The organism is Paenibacillus sp. SEL1, assembly GCF_054602535.1.
This window is the reverse complement of the sequence record NZ_CM137723.1, coordinates 1,840,388-1,856,246: the sequence shown is the minus strand read 5'-3', so window position 1 is coordinate 1,856,246 and position 15,859 is coordinate 1,840,388. Positions and strand designations below refer to the sequence as shown.

The 15,859-nt window shown below is 44.8% G+C and carries 13 protein-coding genes and 1 riboswitch; of the genes, 5 read left to right on the top strand and 8 right to left on the bottom strand.

Annotated elements, in window-relative coordinates; genetic code table 11:
- Positions 1–105 precede the first annotated feature (105 nt).
- Both ACYCSE_RS08500 and ACYCSE_RS08495 read left to right on the top strand, forming a co-directional pair.
- Complete coding sequence (locus tag ACYCSE_RS08500; RefSeq protein ID WP_322159013.1) at positions 106–807, top strand: dihydroorotate dehydrogenase electron transfer subunit; 702 nt, start codon at positions 106–108, stop codon at positions 805–807.
- Positions 788–1,720, top strand: a complete 933-nt coding sequence (locus ACYCSE_RS08495) for a dihydroorotate dehydrogenase (RefSeq protein ID WP_061829812.1) — start codon at positions 788–790, stop codon at positions 1,718–1,720. Before ACYCSE_RS08500 ends, ACYCSE_RS08495 begins: the two co-directional genes overlap by 20 nt.
- A gap of 97 nt (positions 1,721–1,817) precedes the next feature.
- Here the strand turns inward: ACYCSE_RS08495 and ACYCSE_RS08490 are convergent, their stop codons facing one another.
- Complete coding sequence (locus ACYCSE_RS08490; protein WP_061829813.1) at positions 1,818–2,000, bottom strand: hypothetical protein; 183 nt, start codon at positions 1,998–2,000, stop codon at positions 1,818–1,820.
- A gap of 224 nt (positions 2,001–2,224) precedes the next feature.
- Between ACYCSE_RS08490 and ACYCSE_RS08485 the strand changes: the two genes are divergently transcribed.
- On the top strand, positions 2,225–3,874 hold the full coding sequence (locus ACYCSE_RS08485; protein ID WP_452567770.1) for an ATP-binding protein: 1,650 nt from the start codon (positions 2,225–2,227) through the stop codon (positions 3,872–3,874).
- The gene (locus tag ACYCSE_RS08480; protein ID WP_061829814.1) at positions 3,871–4,608 is read left to right on the top strand and encodes a response regulator; all 738 of its coding nucleotides are present in this window, start codon (positions 3,871–3,873) and stop codon (positions 4,606–4,608) included. Before ACYCSE_RS08485 ends, ACYCSE_RS08480 begins: the two co-directional genes overlap by 4 nt.
- A gap of 50 nt (positions 4,609–4,658) precedes the next feature.
- Here the strand turns inward: ACYCSE_RS08480 and ACYCSE_RS08475 are convergent, their stop codons facing one another.
- Both ACYCSE_RS08475 and ACYCSE_RS08470 read right to left on the bottom strand, forming a co-directional pair.
- Positions 4,659–5,678 (bottom strand): 2-hydroxyacid dehydrogenase, encoded by a 1,020-nt coding sequence (locus ACYCSE_RS08475; RefSeq protein WP_250266982.1) that lies wholly within the window; start codon positions 5,676–5,678, stop codon positions 4,659–4,661.
- A 17-nt stretch (positions 5,679–5,695) separates the two neighbouring features.
- Complete coding sequence (locus ACYCSE_RS08470) at positions 5,696–6,751, bottom strand: AEC family transporter (protein ID WP_459702023.1); 1,056 nt, start codon at positions 6,749–6,751, stop codon at positions 5,696–5,698.
- A gap of 334 nt (positions 6,752–7,085) precedes the next feature.
- On the opposite strand from ACYCSE_RS08470, the gene mmuM reads away from it, so the two are divergent.
- Positions 7,086–8,033, top strand: coding sequence for a homocysteine S-methyltransferase (gene mmuM, locus ACYCSE_RS08465; protein ID WP_459702022.1), 948 nt, complete (start codon positions 7,086–7,088; stop codon positions 8,031–8,033).
- 109 nt (positions 8,034–8,142) lie between these two features.
- Here the strand turns inward: mmuM and ACYCSE_RS08460 are convergent, their stop codons facing one another.
- The 5 genes from ACYCSE_RS08460 to rhaB all read right to left on the bottom strand — a co-directional run bounded on the left by ACYCSE_RS08460 (position 8,143) and on the right by rhaB (position 15,295).
- Positions 8,143–10,413, bottom strand: a complete 2,271-nt coding sequence (locus ACYCSE_RS08460; RefSeq protein WP_459702493.1) for a GDYXXLXY domain-containing protein — start codon at positions 10,411–10,413, stop codon at positions 8,143–8,145.
- A 140-nt stretch (positions 10,414–10,553) separates the two neighbouring features.
- Positions 10,554–11,447 carry an AraC family transcriptional regulator gene (locus ACYCSE_RS08455; RefSeq protein WP_069290685.1) on the bottom strand — a complete coding sequence of 298 codons (894 nt, stop codon included), beginning with the start codon at positions 11,445–11,447 and terminating at the stop codon, positions 10,554–10,556.
- 198 nt (positions 11,448–11,645) lie between these two features.
- A complete protein-coding gene (rhaD, locus tag ACYCSE_RS08450) occupies positions 11,646–12,491 on the bottom strand; it encodes a rhamnulose-1-phosphate aldolase (RefSeq protein ID WP_061829820.1) in 846 nt (281 codons plus the stop codon).
- A 53-nt stretch (positions 12,492–12,544) separates the two neighbouring features.
- A complete protein-coding gene (rhaA, locus tag ACYCSE_RS08445; protein WP_459702020.1) occupies positions 12,545–13,801 on the bottom strand; it encodes an L-rhamnose isomerase in 1,257 nt (418 codons plus the stop codon).
- A gap of 12 nt (positions 13,802–13,813) precedes the next feature.
- Positions 13,814–15,295 (bottom strand): rhamnulokinase, encoded by a 1,482-nt coding sequence (rhaB, locus tag ACYCSE_RS08440; RefSeq protein WP_459702019.1) that lies wholly within the window; start codon positions 15,293–15,295, stop codon positions 13,814–13,816.
- A gap of 353 nt (positions 15,296–15,648) precedes the next feature.
- Positions 15,649–15,752: riboswitch (purine riboswitch) on the top strand.
- Positions 15,753–15,859 lie beyond the last annotated feature (107 nt).

The window sequence follows — 15,859 nt, the reverse complement described above, 5'->3', positions numbered from 1 at the left end:
TTTTATATCACGAGTCGTAGGGCGAAACGTTGCCCTAAAATGTGAAAATAGTCACGTAATAGTTGCTGCTTTTACGTTATAGTGAGTGGTTAGTGGAGGGGTTATATGGCTAACGTAATTTCGAATGTGGCGCTCGTACCGGGCATCTATGTGATGAAAATAGAGGGAAAGTTTAAAGGGGACATGGGGCAGTTTTACATGCTGCGCAGCGGTACAGGTTACCCACTGCTGCCTAGACCCATCAGCATTTATGATATCGGGGAAGAGAGTATTTCCTTTTTGTACCGGGTTGTTGGAGAGGGGACAAATTTGTTTTCCCAATTACAGCCTGGTCAGGAGATTCAGTTAGAAGGACCTTTCGGAAACGGTTTTCCGCAGGTAGAGGGTAGTTTGGCTTTAATCGGCGGTGGCATGGGTACAGCTCCGTTGCTGTTGGCTGCAAAGTACTACCCGCATGCGCATGTTTATCTGGGGTTTGCACAGCAAGCCTTCGGGGTTGAAGCGTTCGAAGCTGTGGCGGCATCTGTACAGGTCAAGGTAGGGGGAAGCATCGTCGAACAGGTCGATCCGACGCTTTATGCAAATATGTTCTCCTGCGGGCCAACTCCGATGTTGCAAGCACTCGCCATGAAAACGGTGGATACGTCGTCCCGTTTATATATTTCAACTGAAAGACACATGGCCTGTGGTATTGGCGCATGTTTGGGCTGTACGATGCGTACCCGTGGAGGCAATCGGAGGGTATGTAAAGAAGGGCCTGTATTCCCGGTGGAGGAGGTGGAGTTCGATGATCTCCATGGCGTGTAATATTGCGGGTGTACCGTTCAAGAACCCAATCATCATGGCTTCCGGTACGTTTGGATTCGGACGTGAGTATGCGGAATTTTATTCTCCTGAATTATTGGGCGGTATCGTCGGCAAGGGACTAACCCTGCATCCGAAGGCTGGTAATACGGGATCACGAATACATGAGACAGCATCCGGCATGCTCAATAGTGTAGGGCTGGAGAATCCGGGGGTTGCCGCCTTTTTGAAGGATGAACTGGATGACATGACTCACTGGAACACGGCTATTATTGCCAACGTAGGCGGCTCCAATCTGGAGGAATATGTTCAGGCCGTAGCGATGATTACGGAAAACGCGCAAAAACGACGCACGATGAATCGAAGAGGCGTCGATATGCTGGAATTGAACATTTCGTGTCCCAATGTGAAGCAGGGTGGAATGCAATTTGGTATCCAGACGGAGGTAGCGCGGGAGGTTGTGCGTCAGGTGCGCAATGTGACTGCGCTTCCGTTGGTCGTCAAGCTGTCTCCAAACGCAGAGAACATCACGCAGATGGCGGTTATGTGCGAGGAAGAAGGCGCAGACGGAGTTTCGCTGATCAATACATTTTCTGCAATGAAAATAGATATACGCCGGCGTCGCAGTGTCTTCGCCAACACGTATGCTGGTCTTTCCGGCCCGGCAATTAAGCCAATTGCCTTGCGCATGGTTCACCAGGTGGCACAGGCGGTGTCGATTCCGGTAATCGGGATGGGCGGGATTAGCTCGGTAGAGGATATTATTGAATTCACCATGGCAGGGGCCGCTGCCATTCAGGTGGGAACGTACAACTTTGTCCATTTACATGCAGGGGCTGAACTGGTACATGGACTTGAACAATGGATGCAGCGGGAAAAGGTGCAGTCATTGGATGAGATACGGGGAATTTTGTGAATTTGAAACCTTTTAGCATACACTAATTCATATAGAACCGGCTTGTCTTTAAAAGACAAGCCGGTTTTATTTATTTACTGAAATAGCCAAGCTTCAACTAGTGGTTAATATCGCACTTGTTCAAGATGAACGAAATTTGATTTTCCAGTCGATGGATGGCATCCTCGGATGCCTGGTCGTTCGCACCTTGTTCCTGAAGCGCGGCGAGTTCCTGTTTGAGTTGATGAAGATCCTGCCCTGCATTGGCGCAGTTGTAGTTACTTTCGAGATTTTCGATCATCCTATATCCTCCATTCGTTAGGTATACGTCCTTATTATGGAGAGTTGATACTTCCTTATTCAGCATATTGTCTTAATTCAGATAAAGTTTACGTTGTTGTCGCTGGAATGCATAGAGCTTGCGAAATAAGAAGGAAATTGTCAAACGGTGTCGAATAACAAGGGATTATAGGGGAAGAGATAGGCTCTTTTTCCTAATGGAGAGCTTGACAAAGAAGCTGGGTGATGGGGTTGCGGTTAATAGGTAAGTCGAAGCCGAGACGACAATTCAAGGTTTCGCTACAATTCATGATTATTATTTTGGTTGTTTTAGTTATTATTATTTCCTTAATTATATCCTTGCTTCTCATTCGTAATTTCGTAATTAACCAACATTTTGATAATACGAAGGAAAAACTTTCGGGTATTGCCAAGGTGGTCGCTAGTGACAACGATGTTATTCGTAATGTTGAGCAGGGAGTCCCTGTGAAGCAGATCCAAGACTACTCGCTTGGAGTCATGCACAACGTTAATGTGGATTTTGTAGTCATTCTGAACCACGATTTAATTCGGCTATCTCATCCGAATGCAACGATGGTTGGCAAACCGTTCTCTGATTTGAATGATGCCAGAAGAGCGCTATCCGGTCAGGGACATTTTTCTGAGAATATAGGTATTTTGGGCAAAGGTTACCGATATTTTACGCCGATATTTAATCAACAGCATGAGGTCATTGGCATTGTATGTGTAGGGCTGACCATGAGGACCCTAAATCATGATTTGATGCAGGCGCAGTATACCATTTTTGGGGGGCTGATGCTGGGGCTCTTTAGTGGAGTTCTGGGCGCGATCATTCTGGCTCAGAAAATCAAAACGATTTTATTTGGGCTTGAGCCGCAAGAGATAGCAACACGATTGCGCGAAAAAGAAATTATTGAAAATGAGGTCGCTGAAGGAATTATAGCCATTTCGGCGGACAAAAAAATTATGCTCATGAACAAAGAAGCCCAGGCCAAGTATCAACTGGCAAACCAAGAGATAAAAGCCCCGATTGGAGAGCAGATAGATACCAACTTTTATAACGTGCTCTTCAAGAGAGTGTTTGATGATAAGAAGAAGATCAAGGATCGCTCATTTTATGTGAATGGTATAGAAGTCATTGCGACAGTAACCCCTATATATATTGAAAATGAGTTTTTTGGGGCGGTTGCAACGTTACGCGACCAATCCGAGATGATTCATCTTAGCAACCAGTTAAGTGGTACAAAATATTATATTAACTCCCTTCGCGGACAGACCCATGAATTTATGAACAAAATGCACGTAATATCCGGGCTGATTGAAATGAGGAAATATGCGGAGGTCAGTCAATATATTCAGCAGCTAAATCACCGATATCAAGATGAGGTAGGCTTTCTGACTGAGAGAATTAAAGTTCCGGCATTAGCAGGTTTTATTATGGGTAAAATCAACGAAGCACGCGAACAGAATATTTCGGTTCTTCTTGCAGAAAGCTCGAATGTCTCTAATGTGGAGATGCAGGATATCGTTCATGATGTCATACACATCCTGGGTAATTTTTTTGACAACGCCATAGATTCCATCTTACAAAAAAAAGAACCCGGCAAAATTGAGCTGAAATTGAACTATGAGTGTGAGGGAAATGTATTTATTTTGAAAGTGAAAGATAATGGGTTGGGGATTGATTTTGAGATGCAAAAAAGAATATTCGAGCATGGCTTTTCAACCAAAGGAGAAGACAGAGGCTACGGCTTGAATCTGGTTAAAACCATGGTGGAAAATCATCAAGGAATCATTGAGCTTGATAGCCAACCGGGTCTGGGAACAAGTATTTATGTAGAGTTGCCCTGTACATTGGAGGTGACAACTGAATGAAAGTTCTAATTGTTGAGGATGATCCGATGGTTGCTGAGCTTAATCAACAGTTTATCGAGCGCATGGACAATTTGGACGTTGTATGTAAGGCAGATACCGTCAAGAAAGCACAAGACTGTCTCCAAAAGTGGAAACCGGATCTGGTATTACTGGACGTTTATTTACCTGGAAAAAGCGGATTAACTTTATTATCACATATGCAGGAGCATCAGTATCATGCTTCAGTTATTTTAATTACGGCTGCAAAAGATATTCAGACGGTGAAGGAAGCTGTTTTTTATGGTGTTGCAGACTATTTAATTAAACCCTTTACATTCGAACGCTTTAGACTGGCTGTTGAGAAAATCCAGCGCCTAGCCACGGTGATGGAGGAAGGGAACGGAATTAATCAAGCTGTCATTGACCATTATTTTAATAAAGAAGAGTATACGGGTGTGGAGAAGAAAAAACCTGTTGAACATCCATCGCATAATCTACCGAAAAACCTGTCTAAAAATTTGTCCAAACTGACCATGACCACGATACTGAAGAGTATTCAAGAGCTGGACGGACCATTCTCGGTTGAAACGTTAGCCAGAGAAGTGGACTTGTCCCGTATCACGGTAAAAAAATATATTCAGTTCCTGGTGGACGATGGCTTCCTGGTTGAATCGATAGAATATCACAAGGTTGGCAGGCCGCTAATGCTCTATCAGTTAAATCCTGATGTAAAAGAACCGCTATTTCCATTGTAATCTGGAAATAGCGGTTCTTTTTTTGTTCACAAGAGTACCGAGCTTCCTAATTATTTCATAGAGAGAACAGGAAGTGGGACTAGGTTATCTGAAGAATGAGTTGTAACGATATCATGGAAGTTGTCATAGCTAGTTTCAATCATGTTGGATAACGCCGTAACGGTATTCGAGCCAGCATGAGGCGTTACCAAAACTCTTGGATACAGCTCCACAAGCTTCTGGATCGTTGGGTCCGGGAGCATTTGCCATGGTTCAAATGCTTTAAAGAATAATTCATCTTCTTTAGGGAAGACATCCGTAGCGAAGCCTTCCAGATGGTTACTGAGCAAAGCGTCCAAAATAGCTTGGTTATCTTGTAATTCTCCACGTGATGTATTGATGAGAATAGATCCCTTTTTCATTTTTGCTAAAAAGCTGGCGTTAATCATTTTGTCGTTCTGTCCCGGCAGATAAGGAACATGCACACTAACGACATCACACTCTGCTAGTAATTCATCCAAGGTCGTGAATGGAATGACTTCCTTGGCCGCGTCCGATTGGTACACATCATAGCCGATAACAGAAGAACCTAATCCTTTAAATAATTTGGCTTCTGTCAGACCAATGCGGCCGACCCCAATTATCCCAACTTTACAGTTATGGATCTCTTTGCTGAATGTATGCTCGTCCACAATAAAATTTTTGAACGAGCTTTTGGTAGTCATATAAGCGGTGTGTCGGAACAGCATCATTGCTAAGGTTAAGGAGAGCTCGGCGATGGCATTCGGAGAGTAGGATGGTACGCGTGCCACCTTCATTCCGAATTCGCTGCAGGCATCCAAATCAATGTGGTTGATTCCGACTGTTCTGGTAAAAACATATCGAATGCCGTATTCATTGAATTTTGTGATATTTTCCCGATTGGCAGCACAGTTTCCTCTTAGCAAAACGGCATCGTGATGCTGTGCCAATTCTGCATTGCTAGTGGTTAACAACTCTTCTACCAGCGTTAGTTGAAAGTTATATTTATTGAGATCCTGGAAATAGGGTTTCTCATAAGAACGGACACCATAGCAAATGATTTTTAACATGTTGTTTTCCCCCTGATTTAGAAAATTCCAATTTTATCAATGACATTGAGCGTAACGATCCACACTGGAATCATGACGACAGAAGTAATAGTTGATAGAAGCGATGCATTGGAGGTCAATATGGCTTCCTTATCAAAACTGATGGCATAGGCTGCGGCTACGGTAGCTGTAGGAGTAGCCATCATGATGACAATAGTAGCTAAAGCGACTGAATCGACTGACAGAATATGAGATACAGTCAACAAAGCCAGCAAAACGATGTTAACAATAGGTACAAGCCAAACCTTAACTATGCTGTAATACCAAGAGGTCTTATCCGTAGCTGCTGACTTGAAGCTGATCTCCCCTAATGTCGAGCCAATCGATAACCAGGCTAACGGAGAAGCTAGTCCAGCAAGGTAGGTCATGGGCTTGAACAGCCAGACAGCGGTTTGATCAATTCTTAGAAAGGCGAACTGCTGAATGGCCCCATCCTCTGTAGCTACACTCATCTGTGGCAAATAACCTTGAAACAACCAAACAAACAAGCCTAGAAACGTGGCGATAACGATTGGATTCAAAAACATGGTTTTGAGATTTTTAAGCTCCATTTTCAAGCCGCTCATTTTGATATAGCCATAGGAGTATAAGAAAATGCGGTACCCTATGTTAAAAATGGAACTGTACATCACTCCGGTAGGACCGTAAATGGCTCCGACAATTGGAATTCCGAAGAAAGTCGTAGAACCGAAAATGGTTAACACCCGCAAAACATCCTGTTTATCCTTGTTGTAGCTCAGAAAGAACGGTTTAGAAATAAAGATGAGAATAATATAAATTAGAACTCCCCATATTAAAACATTCATTCCTTGTTTTAACATTGAAGGATTAATGTCCTGCATGAAAGAATTAAAGGCTAGTGCCGGTAGAGCCACGGTTAGAACAACCTTGGATAACATCTTTCCTACTGCTGCGTTAAAAATCCCCTTCTTGCGGCAAAAGAAACCAAGAAGGATAATAAAAACGGTGGAAGCGATAGAACTGACAATTTTGTTATCTGTTAAGGTCGCTGTAATCATTTCTAGTAAAGACATAGATAAAACCCTCTCTTGTACCTTTTTTCACATAAATGACGATGCAGAATGTGACGATGCAATTCCCTGATCTTTTGGCCAAAGTGTTGGTTTGCACTTTTATAGTAAAATGACTTTGTGAAAAAAAGAACAATATCTAATTAATTTAACTTATGAAACTAATTTAAAAAATTTATACGTTACATCAGATGGCAAATGAAACGAGAGGGGACGTCTTCACGGAATGATTATTTCTTGGCTTTGTGAGTGCTCATCAATATTCGTGCTATAATGTAAATCATTAAAACCCACTTGATTAGTGGGTTTAGTAGAAAAGACGAGCAGGAGGGGCCGCATGAATCCGATACAACATATACTGGACGAATTTCAGCTGATCGTGCTGGACGGCGCAATGGCGACCGAGCTAGAGCGTCATGGACATGATCTGAACGATAGCTTATGGTCAGCTAAAATCCTCCATGAGCATCCGGAGTCGATCAAGCGTGTGCATAGAAATTATTTTGAGGCTGGGGCAGACTGTGCGATTACTGCGAGCTATCAGGCTACCGTTGAAGGCTATGTTAAACGAGGCCTAAGCGAAAATGAGGCGCTGGAGTTGATTCAATCATCGGTGCGGATTGCTGTGCAGGCACGCGATGAGTTTTGGGCTGACGTGATGGCTACTGCAAGTCAGCGACATCGTCCCAAGCCGCTAGTCGCGGCCTCTGTAGGCCCTTACGGGGCGTTTTTGGCAGATGGATCAGAGTATCGCGGCGATTACAAACTGAGCGAGGAACAGCTAGTGGAGTTCCACAGGCCGCGTATGAAAGCTCTGATTGAGGCGGGTGCAGATATTTTAGCTTGTGAAACGATACCCTGTCTGGTTGAAGCCAAGGCCATCGCCCGATTGCTGAAGGAATTCCCTGGCACGTATGCCTGGATCAGCTTTAGCGCAAAGGATGGGCAGCATATCAGCAATGGTGAGTCTGCCGCTGCATGTGCTGAGTGGCTGAATGGGCATGAGCAAGTGGCTGCTGTAGGAATCAATTGCACTTTGCCGAAATTCGTTCCATCGCTTATTCACGAAATACGCAGCCACACGGATAAGCCTGTGGTGGTATATCCCAATCTGGGGGAGGAATATGACCCGGTCACCAAGACATGGCACGGCAGCACTTGTACAGAGACATTCGGACAAAGTGCCCGCCAATGGTATGAAGCGGGAGCTCGTCTGATTGGCGGTTGTTGCCGGACTCAGCCGCAGGATATTAAAGAAATAGCATCATGGTCGAGAGATGAATAAACGGAGATAAACGATGGTCCGAAAAAAACAAGCAGGCTGAACCAAGTTGTGCTCCAGTAATGGAGGGGCTTGGTTCAGCCTGCTTTGTCTACTACCTTCGCCGATCCGGTCAGCTTTCTGCCAAACGTTCCAGCAGCGCGTCTCCATTGCGGCTCACCCGAATATGGGCAAAATGTGCGTTCTGTTCTACAGTACGTCCGGTTCCCTCAGGAATGAAATAATTCTCAATACCGTACAGAATACGGGAACCATACCATTGTCCATTTAGAATGACCTCATGGCTGGCAAGTTTTTCACCATCTTGATATAGGCGATCCGCGACGTATACTCCTTGGCTATCTGGTGTGAGAACGACTTTGACCTTGCCTCGGCTCCATTCCTCCTCCTGAAGAGGGGTCTTGGAAGGCGGGGTAGATATGTCGTAATTCAGTGCCACATAATCGCCTTGCAGCAGGGAGCGCGGGTCTATAGGAGCCAGTTTGAGCTTAATGGAAGCCCCTGTGGCGAGCAGGGTTTCACTTCTCGCCGTCTGATAGCCGACGATCCCCAGCTGTAGCACGATGACAATAGCGATGAGTAACGGGCTTAAGCGCATGAAGCTAAAGCTGCGGTGGTCAGCATCGAATGCTGCTTTGCCGCTATGGGCCATTCGCCGATCCGCCCACCAGGTAATTCCGAGCGCAATGATCCCCAGTAGCGCCAGCGTAAAAGATTTATACAGTAGCGTCCACAATAAATCATAATATTTGAAGCCGATAAAAATAAACCAGAAGACAACGCTCGTGATAGCCTCCGATTTTTGTTTCAGACGGGCAAAGGCAAAGATCATCCCGGTAACGATAACAAAATAAAAAATGTTAATGAACATATAAGAGTGTGGAACGACATCCTCGAAAAACGTCGCCCAAAACAGGAACAGCAAGCTGAAAAATAATGAGCCATTCCGTAGATGTTCTTTTAACTCCGTCTTGGATATAAAGTAACTTACCCCATATAACACGGCATTGACGATGAAAAGAGAGAAGATGATGAACTTATAGGTCCAGTTCCAACCATCCCACTCCTGATACTGCTGAAATAAAATGGTCGCCAGATTCAGGTTTACAAAGGTGTAGGCAAAAAACAACTGCCTTTTCCCCTTGGAGCGGAACCATCCAGCGATGGAAACGATCAGAAATAATACCGAAAGCAGCGACTGATCTGACCATAGAATGGCCGCCAAGCCTGTAATATAGCTGATGGTCAGCAGTGTATAACGTATTACCGAATCCAGCTTGGATTCCGGTATGACAATCATCAAAATCATAAGCAGCAACGACACAACCAACAGTACATATTCGGTGTGGTTTACATTCGTGCTAATCATAATCAATCCGATGAGAGATATACTGCCGATCAGCACTCCAACCACTTTGATCACACGGGATACGGTTTTGCTAATCCATTCACTGCCATGTTCCTCGTGGACGGTCGCCTCATTCTTTGATGTACTGATGTCCGTTGTCCCTGAATCCGGCAGTGTTTTCCCCAAACGATTCAAATAGCGGAAAAACCACACGTTACCCGTCAGCAGCAAAGCCACAAAAATCAAACCAAAAACAAAAAACAGAGATGAGGAGTACGCCTCAGCCAGCTCTATAAATTTAAAGACAGCAAACGCCGAAAGTGCCAATGCATTCAAGGTCAGTAGCGTTTTATTCAGCCGCACCTTGATAAATATATAAAATCCTAAAGCAATCACAGCAATATGCGGTACATTCATGATCAGGCCATACTCATCAAATGCAAAAGAATTGGTCATCGCTAACATGGCTATATGGAAAACCGTAAAGCTCATATATTGTAGTGGAGCAGAATGTATACGATGGAGGAACGTCAATAAAAATAGCAGCAGATTGACTATTGCGAACATTCCGGCAATGGACAACGATTCCAGCTCGCTATAAGGCACACTTTGCATCGTAGGGTAAAAATAAAGCCACAAACCAAGATGAATTAGTACATAAGACAGCATATAAAAAGGATTGTAGCGAGTAATCCAGCTAAGCAGTAGAGCCGGCACCGACCAAATAAAAAACAATCCGTAGCTGTCCGCATGGGAATTGTAAATTTGACCGAGCAATGCCACGGAAACGCCAAAGGCTATACAGCCAGCCACCAAAAACATATTAGACAGAAAAGCTTGTTGACCGGGAACAGCACGTATCCGTGCAAATACAAAAGACAAGCCGTAGAACAGAACAATAAGTGCAGCAGCAAGTACAATCTTGAATGTCCGATCCAGTCCGCCCCAATTGGAGGCGAAAAAATAAATAATTGCGGCCAGTATCAGTGAGATGCCCAGCAGATAGCCCGTACGTATCGCATTGAATCGCAGCATGGATTTCACGTACCTTTCCTGTTGGTTTGATGCCTATTATAGCGTTGAAAGGGCTCAGAACCAAGTGCGAATTAGGATCAGGTCATAAAAAGAGAGAGACACCGTATACAGTGGCTCTCTTTAACGTTACTGGATTCCGACTAAGCGTTGACGGTACGAATCTCTTGCCGGGACTGATGTCGGAAGCGATACTCACGCGGTGGAATCCCTGCTGTTTTCTTAAATGCCTTGGAAAAGGTGGACATATCGGTATAGCCGATGGACTGGGCTATGATCGACAAATTGTAAGTCGTCTGCTCCAGTAATCTTTTGGCTTCGTTAATCTTGAGGTTTTGCAAATACTTGGCAGGAGAGATGAGGAAGGTGGAATGGAATTTACGTGAAAAATGCGCACGATCCACACCTACATGCTCGGCAATTTGTTCAATCGTAACACGGTCACAATAATGCATTTCAATGTAATCTTTCCCCTGCTGGAGCCAATAATCAGAGCATACAAAGTTGCGCAGCACGTCAGATGTGTTGCGGGACAATTCCTCGAAGATCTGGTGCAGTGTAATCAAGCGGGCCAGATCGCTGCCCTGTCTGCTGTTGTCGTGTACGATGGAAAACAGGTTGGAGATAAGTCCGAGGATTTCCTCGCTCACTGCGTTAGCCATCAATGGCGTAGAGGGATTAATTCCGATCCGCTCCAGCAATGCGAGGGACTTGGGTCCCTCAAAGGCAATCCATACCTTTTGCAACGGGTGCTCCTGATCGGTGTAATATTCATGGGCAAGATGCGGAAAAAAACAGAATAAATCAGACTTTTGGACGCGGTACTTTTGTTGCTTATAAATAAACTCAGCCTGACCTTCAAGTACAAAAATCAAATAAAAATAGGGAACAGCCTTGGGACCGACATGGCAGCTTGTTTTCGAAATATCCATACCTAGTCTGACAGGCCAAACGGCGCTGGATTTTTCCAATTCGGTGGCTGTGAAATAATGGTCTTCCACGATGTCGAAGTGATCTTCATTTTTTGCTCTTTTCATAACTTGTCACCTCTCCTTTGGTGGAGATAAGGGAATTTTGATTTTATTGTATATAAAGGAAAGCATAATTACAAGTTAATTCATTGGAATTGAGGGTTATATAATTGAAACTAGGTATGCCAAAGGCTCCATGGCCAGTTTAAGACGATCCATGGAGCCTTTTAAGTTCTGTATTATGAGATGGAGATTAGTCTATATTTATACGTTCAGGATTCCTTCTTTTGGAGTAACGTTGAAGGCTTTGGCCAGATCGGCCAATTCCTGATCTGTAATCCGTTGCTGAATATCATGGTGAGCAATGAGCATATAAATTTGCGCCGCTTTTTCAATCGTTTCAATCAGGCCAAATGCTTCATCAATGGAGCTGCCCGTTCCGAAAATGCCATGATGAGGCCATAATACAGCGTGATGATCCTTCATTTTTTTAGCCGTTTCGCGGCCGATTTCGCTGGAACCCGGTACCATCCAAGGGATTACACCGATACCGTCTGGGAAGACGACAATACATTCAGTACACATTTCCCACAGCGTTTTGGTGAATTGGTTTTCGTCCAGACTATGAATGAAAGTCATGGCAATAACATGGGTGGCATGATTATGAATCACAACACGATGGCTAGGATCGACCTTCAAGCGCTCAATATGGCTCATAAAATGGGAAGGCAACTCACTGGTAGGCACTGCGCCATGTTTGAGGCCCCACAAGACTTCCAATTGCTCGCCATCCTGGGAGACACGAAGGACTCCTAAGTTAGCTTCTGGATCTGCAATTACGTTTTTGAAATATTTCCCTGATCCGGTGACGATAAAATATTTACCAGCCAGTTCATTCACCGGGAAAGCAGGTTTAATCGTCCGAATGACCTGATGAATATCTATATATTTTGCAACCTCAGCTTCATCCAGAATATAGCTTACATTCCCTCCATTGCGTTCATCCCAGCCGAATTTCCACATGTTTTGTGTAATTTCCGCCATCTCGCGAACAAATGGGATATCCAGTCCCGATTTTCGTTCTTTTTGATTCTCCAGTACAGTAGTCATGGATAATCTCTCCCTTTTGGATGATATGAATATAAGCATTATCAGTACAGTAGTTAACGTTTCAGCAGTACCTGTTGTTCATAATTTTTAACTTCGGCCAGCCATTCCTCACGAACAGGAACGCCGTTTTGAGCGCAATAGTAATCCCATATGGCACCAAACGGATACGATTTAAACTCTTCGACCAGAGCAAGACGAGTGGTAAAGTCCCGTTCCTCTTCCGCCTGCTTTAATGCTTCAATCGGTTCGAGCATAGCGCGAAGCAGCGCTTTGATCGTGTTGCGTGTTCCGATGATCCATGCTGCTACATGATTGATACTTCCATCAAAGAAATCAAGACCGATATGGGTTCGGGAAAGCAATTCACCGCGAACCAGCTCACGGGCAATGTCCAGCAATTCGTCGTCCATTGTCACGACATGATCACTGTCCCAGCGAACCGGTCTGCTGACATGGAGCAATAATTGGTCGGTGAACATCAGCACAGAGGACAGTTTGTTCGAAATGACTTCGGTTGGATGGAAGTGACCAGCATCGAGACAGATAGATTTACCGCGTGTCAGGGCGTAACCCATATAGAATTCATGGGAGCCCACGACATAGCTTTCCGAGCCGATGCCAAACAGCTTGCTTTCAACCGCATCGATGTTGTATTCCTCGCTGATTTCCTCGCTGAAAATTTCGTCCAGCGCATCACGCAGCCGTTCTCTTGGAGCCAACCGATCAACAGGGGTATCCTTGTAACCATCCGGCATCCAGTGGTTTGTGACACAGGGCTGACCGAGTTCTTTTCCAAAATGCTCTGCAATCCTACGTGATTTTTTACAGTGTGTGATCCAGAAATCACGAATTTTCGAATCCTTATGGCTCAGTGTGAAGCCGTCTTCCGCTTTGGGATGGGAGAACAGTGTTGGATTAAAATCAAGCCCAAGCCCTTGCTGCTTAGCCCAGTCTACCCAGTTCTGAAAATGGCGTGGCTCCAGTTGATCCAGATCCACTTGTTCTGTGGTGTCCGCATAGATTGCGTGCAAATTGACCTTGTGTTTACCCGGAATGAGTGCTAGAGCTTTTTCTAAATCCTGACGCAACTGATGCGGCGAGCCTGCTCTGCCCGGGTAGCTGCCCGTTACGGCAATCCCCCCGCTAAGCTGTTTGTCTTTGAACAGAAATCCCTGAACATCATCTCCCTGCCAGCAGTGCAGTGATATTTTGATTTGTGAAAGCTTCTGTAAAATATCGTCAACTTGAATACCGTGGCGGGCATACAGCTTTTTCGCTTCGTTATAACTGGCTTCATTAGCTTCGTTCATGGCTTTACTCCTTTATTGAGATATGTGAATAGAGGATGTTGCTTGTATCTTAAGGTGCTCCCAGCGATCCAAAAGTTCTTGCACGCCTTCCACCGATTGTGGCTCATATAGCCGAGTCGGAAAGGAGCGGGCGATGGTTCGGCCAGCAGCTTTGAGATCCTCAAGAACACCAGAGCTAATTAATTGCACGACAATATTGCCGATGGCCGTAGATTCGGAAGGACCTGCCTGAACCTCAATTCCCAAGAGATCGGCGGTTAGCTGACATAGTAATTCGTTGTTAGCGCCTCCGCCAACAATGTGCAATCTGGTAATTGTTTCGTCTGTTAAACATTGCAGTTCGTGTAAGGCATCGCGGTAGCTTAAGGCCAGACTGTCAAAAATACAGCGGGCGAGTGAACCCGGCGTCCTGGGGATGGGCTGGCCTGTTTCTTCACAGAATCGCTGGATTTCAACGGTCATACTATCCGGGTTTAAAAAGGATGACTGGTTACAGAGGACGAGACTGACAAACGGTGCCTCTGCTGAAGCCAGTTCGGCCAATTCGGCAAAGCTATGTGCGGAACCGCCCTCTCTCCTAACCTCCTGAATCATCCATAATCCCATAATATTTTTCAGAAAACGGTACGTACCGTAAGCGCCCCACTCATTCGTGTAGTTCGCCTGCATGGCTGCCTTGGTATTCAAGGCTTCGGATCGTTCCATTCCCAGTAGTGACCACGTTCCGCTGCTAATATAAGCCCAAGGTTCTTCCCGCTGTGACGGAACACCTGCAACAGCCGATGCAGTATCGTGAGTCGGCGCAAGAATGATCTGACAGTCTGGAAGATCGTATTTTTGAACAAGCTCCGGCAAAAGAGAACCCAGAACCCGTCCAGGCTCGGCAAGCTCTGAAAACTGATTGCGTCGCAGTTGGAGCAGGGAGAGCAGGTCTTCATCAAACTCTCGGGAGTTCACGTTGAGAAGCTGCATCGTGGACGCATTCGTCATTTCATTGATCATGATGCCTGTCAGGCGATAGTACAGATAATCGGGGACCATCAATATTTTATCCGCCTGGGCAAGCTGTTCCCGATCATGGACGAACAGTTGATACAGGGTATTAAAGTTTAGTTCCTGAATGCCTGTTTTCTCATACACAGCCTCTCGACTGATGAGCTGATGCAGCCTATCGTGTGCATGGAGGGTACGTGCATCCCGGTAAGCGTATACCTCATGAATGCGGTTACCTTTCTGATCAAGCAGCACGTAATCTACAGCCCATGTATCAATGCCGAGCGTACAGGAATGAATCCCTTTTTGTTTAGCTTTTTGCAAGCCCTGAATAATCTCATTTAATAGTTCGTCGATATTCCAGTAATCGTGTCCGTTTTTTTCGGTAAAGGAGTTGTTGAAACGGTGAAGCTCTTGCAAGTGTAGCTGGTCACCTTGCAAAGTTGCACTTACGAGCCTTCCGCTTGAAGCTCCAATATCAACAGCAAGATAATTATTCATATCCAATCTCCTTGCATGGATAAAATACGGGCAGCCTGAAAGTCTGCCTTTTGTTTTCTTAACTAACTCCATACTACTTCTGTTTTTCTTTGCAGTCAACAGAAACGGAAGTTGAATTTGTGGTTTTATTTTTGTTTTCTAAAATTATAATTAAAATTAAGTGTTGTTTTGTATGCATTTTTGTTTTTTTATCTGTTTTCTACAATCAGGATAATGCAAAGTCCTCACAATATATATACCTTGAACAAAGTTCGATTTGATTTTACGATATTCCAATTGTGGAAGGTTCTCCAAATGCCGCTGTCTGTATGAAAAATAGTCTTGAAACCGCCCGCCAGAGGGTGTAGTATACAAGATATCAATTTCATATGACTCGTATAATATTGGGGATATGGCCCAAAAGTTTCTACCGGATGACCACTGTAATCGTCCGACTATGAGTGATAGCGCATCGGCTTTGGATGAATGCGGGCATTTATTTGTGCGCCAATCCGTCAGGGATGACAACCCCAAGGACAGGCTTCACTTGAGAAACAACTCAAGGGAGCCTGTCCTTTTTTGGTT

Coding starts and splice junctions, on each gene's coding strand:
- ACYCSE_RS08500 (WP_322159013.1), top strand. CDS start 106: ATGGCTAACGTAATTTCGAATGTGGCGCTCGTACCGGGCATCTATGTG.
- ACYCSE_RS08495 (WP_061829812.1), top strand. CDS start 788: ATGATCTCCATGGCGTGTAATATTGCGGGTGTACCGTTCAAGAACCCA.
- ACYCSE_RS08490 (WP_061829813.1), bottom strand. CDS start 2,000: ATGATCGAAAATCTCGAAAGTAACTACAACTGCGCCAATGCAGGGCAG.
- ACYCSE_RS08485 (WP_452567770.1), top strand. CDS start 2,225: ATGGGGTTGCGGTTAATAGGTAAGTCGAAGCCGAGACGACAATTCAAG.
- ACYCSE_RS08480 (WP_061829814.1), top strand. CDS start 3,871: ATGAAAGTTCTAATTGTTGAGGATGATCCGATGGTTGCTGAGCTTAAT.
- ACYCSE_RS08475 (WP_250266982.1), bottom strand. CDS start 5,678: ATGTTAAAAATCATTTGCTATGGTGTCCGTTCTTATGAGAAACCCTAT.
- ACYCSE_RS08470 (WP_459702023.1), bottom strand. CDS start 6,751: ATGTCTTTACTAGAAATGATTACAGCGACCTTAACAGATAACAAAATT.
- mmuM (WP_459702022.1), top strand. CDS start 7,086: ATGAATCCGATACAACATATACTGGACGAATTTCAGCTGATCGTGCTG.
- ACYCSE_RS08460 (WP_459702493.1), bottom strand. CDS start 10,413: ATGCTGCGATTCAATGCGATACGTACGGGCTATCTGCTGGGCATCTCA.
- ACYCSE_RS08455 (WP_069290685.1), bottom strand. CDS start 11,447: ATGAAAAGAGCAAAAAATGAAGATCACTTCGACATCGTGGAAGACCAT.
- rhaD (WP_061829820.1), bottom strand. CDS start 12,491: ATGACTACTGTACTGGAGAATCAAAAAGAACGAAAATCGGGACTGGAT.
- rhaA (WP_459702020.1), bottom strand. CDS start 13,801: ATGAACGAAGCTAATGAAGCCAGTTATAACGAAGCGAAAAAGCTGTAT.
- rhaB (WP_459702019.1), bottom strand. CDS start 15,295: ATGAATAATTATCTTGCTGTTGATATTGGAGCTTCAAGCGGAAGGCTC.